Annotated in this window: 6 protein-coding genes; 5 read left to right on the top strand and 1 reads right to left on the bottom strand. The window is 59.7% G+C overall.

From position 1 onward, the window contains the following. Window positions 1–974 precede the first annotated feature (974 nt). Entirely contained in the window at window positions 975–1,136 is a 162-nt protein-coding gene (locus QZ332_RS12715) for a hypothetical protein (RefSeq protein WP_295766085.1), read from the top strand. A 192-nt stretch (window positions 1,137–1,328) separates the two neighbouring features. After that, the gene (locus QZ332_RS12710; RefSeq protein ID WP_295766083.1) at window positions 1,329–1,694 is read left to right on the top strand and encodes a helix-turn-helix domain-containing protein; all 366 of its coding nucleotides are present in this window, start codon (window positions 1,329–1,331) and stop codon (window positions 1,692–1,694) included. Between the two features lie 52 nt (window positions 1,695–1,746). Here QZ332_RS12710 and QZ332_RS12705 read toward each other — a convergent pair whose 3' ends face one another. Then, complete coding sequence (locus QZ332_RS12705) at window positions 1,747–3,354, bottom strand: VirB4-like conjugal transfer ATPase, CD1110 family (RefSeq protein WP_367116671.1); 1,608 nt, start codon at window positions 3,352–3,354, stop codon at window positions 1,747–1,749. Here QZ332_RS12705 and QZ332_RS12700 point away from each other — a divergent pair. The 3 genes from QZ332_RS12700 to QZ332_RS12690 all read left to right on the top strand — a co-directional run. Beyond that, on the top strand, window positions 3,322–4,218 hold the full coding sequence (locus QZ332_RS12700) for a radical SAM protein (RefSeq protein WP_367116670.1): 897 nt from the start codon (window positions 3,322–3,324) through the stop codon (window positions 4,216–4,218). The two genes, QZ332_RS12705 and QZ332_RS12700, sit on opposite strands and share 33 nt — an antisense overlap. Before the next feature lie 2 nt (window positions 4,219–4,220). Further along, on the top strand, window positions 4,221–4,655 hold the full coding sequence (locus tag QZ332_RS12695; protein WP_295766081.1) for a PrgI family protein: 435 nt from the start codon (window positions 4,221–4,223) through the stop codon (window positions 4,653–4,655). Continuing rightward, on the top strand, window positions 4,573–6,442 hold a 1,870-nt coding region (locus QZ332_RS12690), incomplete at its 3' end, for a VirB4-like conjugal transfer ATPase, CD1110 family (RefSeq protein WP_367116669.1). The genes QZ332_RS12695 and QZ332_RS12690, both read left to right, overlap by 83 nt.

The following is a 6,442-nucleotide window of genomic DNA, read 5'->3' as shown; positions in this document are numbered from 1 at the left end:
AAGGGAGAATTGGCGATGGCGGCGATCACCACGACCACCACCAGGGCCAGCAGCAGGATACCGCCTCCAATGATACCGGCCAGGGCGCTGACAAGGGTGGACGCCGCCTTTGTCACGGCCACCGCCGCTTTTTTCAGGACCACGGCTGAGGTTTTGGCCGCTTTCCCGGCCTGCTGTACGGCCCGCTGGGTCATGCGCCGCTGGGCACTCTGACGGATGCCCCGGACAGGCCGGGAGACAGCGGACTTGATGGGGACACGGGCCGCCTTGGGACCGGAAACGCCTTTTCGGTAGACGGCTCCCCGGATTTTTGGGGCGCTGCCCCTGCTGGCGGTTCTTTTGCGCGGGAGTACCGTCCTGTCTGCGCTGTGGTTAAATGGCGCGGTGCCGGGGGCTTTGCGCGGACCGGGGCCTCCCGGCTGGCGGGAAAAGCTGTGCCGGGATTTGTTCAACATCTGCCGCTGGGCCTCCCGCCTGGGCTGGGTGGTGTTCGGCCTAACTCCCGGCTGGCTGGCGGAGTGGGCGGCGGAACGCCCCGCCGCTGGGCGGGTTGGGCGCTCTTTGGATGATGGGATGGATTGGATTGATTTGATGGATGGGATAGATTGATTACAGAGAGAAGAAGGTTTTTCTTTGATGCTGGGGGCGGCGGTCCCGGCCCGCTGTTCTTTCAGCCGGACGGCGGGGCGCTCCTTGATCCGTATGGTGCGGGCGGGCGCGTCTGCTGGCGCAACGGTGGCGGCGGGCGCGGGGTGTTCCGCAGGGGCCGCTGGCGGGCGCTGCCCCTTCACCTGGGCTGCCCGCTCTGGCGAGGGTCCCGCACGCTGGCGGGGGCTGGCATTGGTTTGGCGGGGCGGCGGGCTTTCGCCCTCCGGTGCGGATGCCGGGGCGTCCGCTGGCCCCGCGGCCTCCGGCACATCCCTGGGCTGCTCCTTGATCCGCTTGTCCGGCTGGCGGTCAGAACGGGGCCGCTCATGGGTCAGCAGCTCGTCCACGGCCCAGCTCCCGGCCCCTTCCACCTGATCGACGGCCTGGACCTCGGCGCTGCCGCTCTCCGGCTGGCGCTGGTCAAGCTGCTGGACATATTTATCCTTCAGGAGCTTGGCCGCCTGCTTTGCGGAAATGGCGGGCTGTGACCGGGCGGCGGCTTTCCCGGCGCTCTTTTTCGATTTCGCCCCTTTGGGCTTTTCTTTGGGTGATGGCATGATACTCCCCCTTTGCAAAATAGCTCTCCCGGTATGAAAATCAGGATATACAAAACGGTGCGGCCATGTTAATATTAGGAACAGAAAGATGAAGCCCGCCACTTTTGACAGGGAGTGCTGAAAATGATAAAGAACAATATAAAAAAACTGCGCCGTTCCCAGGATTTGTCCCAGCGTGCGCTGGCGGAGATTCTTGGCGTCAAACAGACCCTTATCAGCGCATGGGAAATGGGAAAGTCTGCGCCGAGCGAGGAAAACGTGAACGATTTGGCAGATTATTTCGGCGTATGCCCGGCGTATGTGCTTGGAAAATCACAAACGCGGCATGATCCGCACATTTTAGACTTTGACGCGGAAACTGTGCCGGAGGAATACACGGCAAAAAACTATGACGAAGTTTTTTTGCTGGAAACATTCCGGCTCCTCCCGGACAGAGGGAAAACACATCTTCTGGAAACAACGAGGATGCTTGAAAAATATTACGGCTAGATAAAAGGGTGTCGAAATGCGTCTCAAGTTGAGACGCATTTCGACAGGATTTTTACTTGTCTCCAGGAGTGGTGGTCATCAGACGGTAGAGCTCGGTGTCCCTGGGGAACTCGTTGGCGAAGGGGACGATGGAGCCGCCCACGCGGATCAGGCCGTGGCCCGCCTCGGCGCTGGTGATGTAGGACATTTGATTGGCGGAGATATTCAGCAGCTTGGCAAGCTCGGCCCGGTCCGTGGCCGCCTGGTTCAGCAGCACCAAAAACTCGCTGTTGGCGAACATCAGCCGGGCGGTGTCGGAGCGCAGGCACTCCTCCACGTTCTGCGTGGCGGCGGTCATGGCAGCGGCGTACTTCCTGAACCGCTTCCAGCACTTATACAGGAATTGCGCGGAGTAGTAGTAGCGGAAGAACAAGTACACCTCATCCACGAATACCCATGTGTACTTTCCGGCCAGCCGGTTCGCCGCCACCCGGTTCTGAATGGTCTCCAGGGTGACGTTCAGCGCCGTGGGTTTGAGCTGTTCGCCCATCTCATACAGGTCAAAGGAAATGATCCGGTTGGCAATATCCACGTTAGTCTCATGGGCGAACATATTCAAGCTGCCCTCCACGAACAGCTCGGACGCCAGGGCCAGCTCCGCGGCCTCCCGTTCCGGCTGCCGCTTCAACTCATTGCGCCAGTCGGACAGGACCGGCTGACGGGCCTTGCCGCCGCTGGCAATCAGTTCATGGTAGACGCTGGCGGTGCAGCGGTCAATGATGGATTTGTGGAAGGCCCCCAACTGACCCGCGCCCATCTGCTGTTCGCAAATGCTCATCAGCAGCTCGGACTTCATAGCAACGGGGTTTTCGCCGGTGCCGTAGCCCCTGGTAATCTCCAGAGGGTTGATATGGTGGGAGCTGTTGGGGGAAATCTCGATCACGGCCCCGCCCAGGGCGCGGGTCAGGTCCCCGTACTCCCTCTCGGCGTCGATGATGATAATATCGTCGCCGGTGGACAGGGCGATAAAGGTAATGGCCTCCTTCATGCTGAAGGATTTGCCGGAGCCGGACACGCCCAGGATAAAGCCGTGGGGGTTCAACAGCCGCTTTCGGTTGCAGATCAGAAGGTTTTTGCTGACGGCGTTCACGCCGTAGTAGATGCCCCCGGCGTCCTGTATCTCCTGGACGCGGAAGGGCATGAGGACGGCGGCGCTCTCGGTGGTGAGGGTTCGGGTGGTTTTGATGCGGCGCAGGCCGTAGGGCAGGGCGGTGTTCAAGCCGTCCTCCTGCTGGTAGCGCAGGACGGAGAACTGGCAAAGGCTCTCGTTGCCGATGGCCTGCAAGGTCTCGGTGTCCGCGTCCAACTGTTCCAGCGTGTCGGCCATGTGGACCAGGGTGACGTTGGCGAAGATCATGCGCTGGTCGCGGGTGCTGAGATCGTCCAGGAACTCCTTGTTCTCTGCCCGGAGCTGTTCCAGCTCGTAGGGGACGGTGGCGGTAAAGTTGTTGTTGGCGTTCTGCTTCTGCTGCCAGCGGGTAATGTCGCTCTCCACGCCCAGGATACGGGCCTGCATTTCCTTCACGGCCTCGTTGGTGGGGATGGGGAGAATGTCGATGGACAGCATAAGATTCCGGGAATGGGCCGTTTGAAAATCGGCTTGGCTGATGTGGACGGCCACGGCTGGCCGAACCTCTGCCTGATGAAGCTGTCCGCCTACCACAAGGCGAGGGGCGATGTAGTGGCATGGTGGAAACCCGCTGGCTGGTATGATCTGGTCTATAAAAGCCGGGTATTTACGGACACCTATTCCAAAGACAACCTCTACATCGCCAACGCCGCCCAGGTCATCCAGGGCGGCACCGGCTACGGTCCCGGACCCAATCTCCCGGACGAGGTAGAACATACCTTCCCGGACTACGGCCTGTATCCGCAGTTCCCGGACACCGCCTACGGTTTCCTGACGCGGGGCTGCTGCCGTCGATGCCCCTTCTGCATCGTTTCCAGCAAGGAGGGGGCGCGGAGCGTCCATGTGGCCGACCTCTCCGAATTTTGGAACGGTCAGAGGGAGATCAAGCTGATGGACGCGAATCTGCTGGCCTGCCCGGACCATGAAAAACTGCTTATCCAGCTGGCGGAGAGCCGCGCCCTGGTGGACTTCTCCCAGGGGCTGGACATCCGGCTTATCACGCCAGAAAATGTGGCGCTGCTGAACAGGGTCCGTACAAAGGCCGTTCATTTCGCCTGGGACAACCCCAACGTGGACCTGACCCCTTATTTCCAGAAGTTCCTCGCCCTGACCAATATCAAGAGTGACCGGCGCAGGCGGGTCTATGTGCTCACCAATTTCGGCAGTACCCATGAGCAGGATTTGTACCGGGTAAACACCCTGCGAGCCATGGGCTATGACCCCTATGTCATGGTCTATGACCGCCCCAGCGCCCCGCCCATCACCCGGCATTTGCAGCGGTGGGTGAATAACAAGCGAATATTTCACACCGTCCACAATTTTTCCGACTATGCCCCCATACGAAAGGAGTGCTGAAAATGGCATATGTTCCCGTACCCAAGGACCTCTCGCGGGTCAAGAGTAAGATCGCGTTCAACATGACAAAACGGCAGCTGGTATGTTTTGGCGGCGGCGCGCTTCTCGGCGTTCCGCTGTTTTTTCTGACCAGGGGGCCGCTGGGAAACAGTACGGCGGCGATGTGCATGGTGCTCGTTATGCTCCCCTTCTTCCTGCTGGCTATGTACGAGAAAAACGGCCAGCCTCTGGAGAAGATCGCGGCGAACGTCATCCGCGTCTGTTTCCTCCGGCCCCGGCAGAGGCCCTACCGGACCAACAATCTCTATGCCGCCCTGGAGCGGCAGGACCGGCTTGACAAGGAGGTGTATCACATTGTCCACCCAAAAGCGCAGGCTGACACGCGCGGAGCGTCAGCAGGTAGACGCGGCCATCGCAAGGGCAAAGGGGACGGATAAAAAGGAGTTGTCGGCACAGGACAGCATCCCCTATCAGCGCATGTTCCCGGACGGCATCTGCCGCGTCACCGATACCTTTTACACAAAAACGGTGCAGTTCCAGGATGTGAATTACCAGCTGTGCCAGAACGAGGATAAGACCGCCATCTTTGAAGGTTGGGCGGATTTCCTCAACTATTTTGACAGCTCCATCCACTTTCAGCTGTCATTCCTGAACCTCTCCGCCTCCCAGGACGGCTTTTCCCGGAATATCGTCATTCCCCTTCAGCCGGACGGCTTTGACGATGTGCGGGAGGAGTATTCGGAGATGCTGCAAAATCAGCTGGCAAAGGGCAACAACGGCCTCGCCAAAACGAAATATCTGACGTTCGGCATCAACGCGGAGAACATCAGGACCGCCAAGCCCCGGCTGGAGCGCATCGAGACCGATGTGCTCAACAGCTTCAAGCGGCTGGGCGTGTCCAGCGCCCCCATGAACGGCGCGGACCGGCTGCGCCTGCTTCACGCCATCTTCCATATGGACGGGCAGGAGCAGTTCCGCTTCTCCTGGGACTGGCTGGCACCCTCCGGCCTCTCCACCAAGGACTTCATCGCCCCCAGCTCCTTCGAGTTCAAAAACGGGCGCATGTTCCGCATGGGGAAGAAGTTCGGCGCGGCCTCCTTCGTGCAGATTCTGGCCCCGGAGTTGAACGACCAGATGCTGGCCGATTTCCTGGATATGGAATCCAGCCAGATCGTCAACCTCCACATTCAGTCCGTGGACCAGATCAACGCCATCAAGACTGTCAAACGCAAGCTCACCGACCTGGACCGCCAGAAGATCGAGGAACAGAAAAAGGCGGTAAGAAGCGGGTACGATATGGAGCTGATCCCGTCCGATCTCGCCACCTACGGCAGCGAGGCCAAGCGGCTTCTCCAGGACCTCCAGAGCCGGAACGAGCGCATGTTCCTCCTGACCTTCCTGGTGGTGAACACGGCGGACAGCCAGCGGCAGCTGGACAACAACGTGTTTCAAGCCAGTTCCATCGCTCAGAAGCATAACTACCAGCTGGTGCGGCTGGACTTCCAGCAGGAGGAGGGCCTGATGTCCTCTCTGCCCCTGGGGCTGAACCAGATCGAGATTCAGCGCAGCCTTACCACCAGCAGCACCGCTATTTTTGTGCCATTTACCACCCAGGAGCTTTTCCAGAGCGGGAAGGAGGCCCTTTACTACGGGCTGAACGCCCTCTCCAATAATCTCATCATGGTGGACAGAAAGGCCCTTAAAAATCCCTGCGGCCTGATTCTCGGCACCCCCGGCAGCGGCAAGTCCTTCTCCGCCAAGCGGGAGATGCTCAACGTGTTCCTCGTCACCAGCGATGATATTCTCATTGCGGACCCGGAGGCCGAATATTTTCCCCTGGTCCAGCGGCTGGGCGGGCAGGTTATCAAAATTTCCCCCACCAGCAGGCAGTATGTCAACCCCATGGACCTCAATCTGGACTACTCGGACGATGAATCGCCGCTTTCCTTGAAGGTGGACTTTCTGCTGTCCTTCTGCGACATTGTGGTGGGCAGTAAAGACGGCCTCCAGCCTGTGGAGAAAACGGTCATTGACCGCTGTGTCCGGCTGGTCTACCGGAAGTACCTGGAGGACCCCCGCCCGGAAAATATGCCCATTCTGGAGGACCTCTACAACACCCTCCGGGCGCAGGACGAGAAGGAGGCGCAGTTCATCGCCACCGCGCTGGAGATCTACGTCACCGGCAGTCTGAACGTGTTCAACCACCGGACCAACGTGGACATTG

The sequence above is a fragment of the uncultured Oscillibacter sp. genome (assembly GCF_910584465.1).
Lineage (GTDB): Bacteria > Bacillota > Clostridia > Oscillospirales > Oscillospiraceae > Oscillibacter.
Note: the sequence above shows the minus strand (reverse complement) of the source record. Positions and strands in the feature narration are given on the sequence as shown.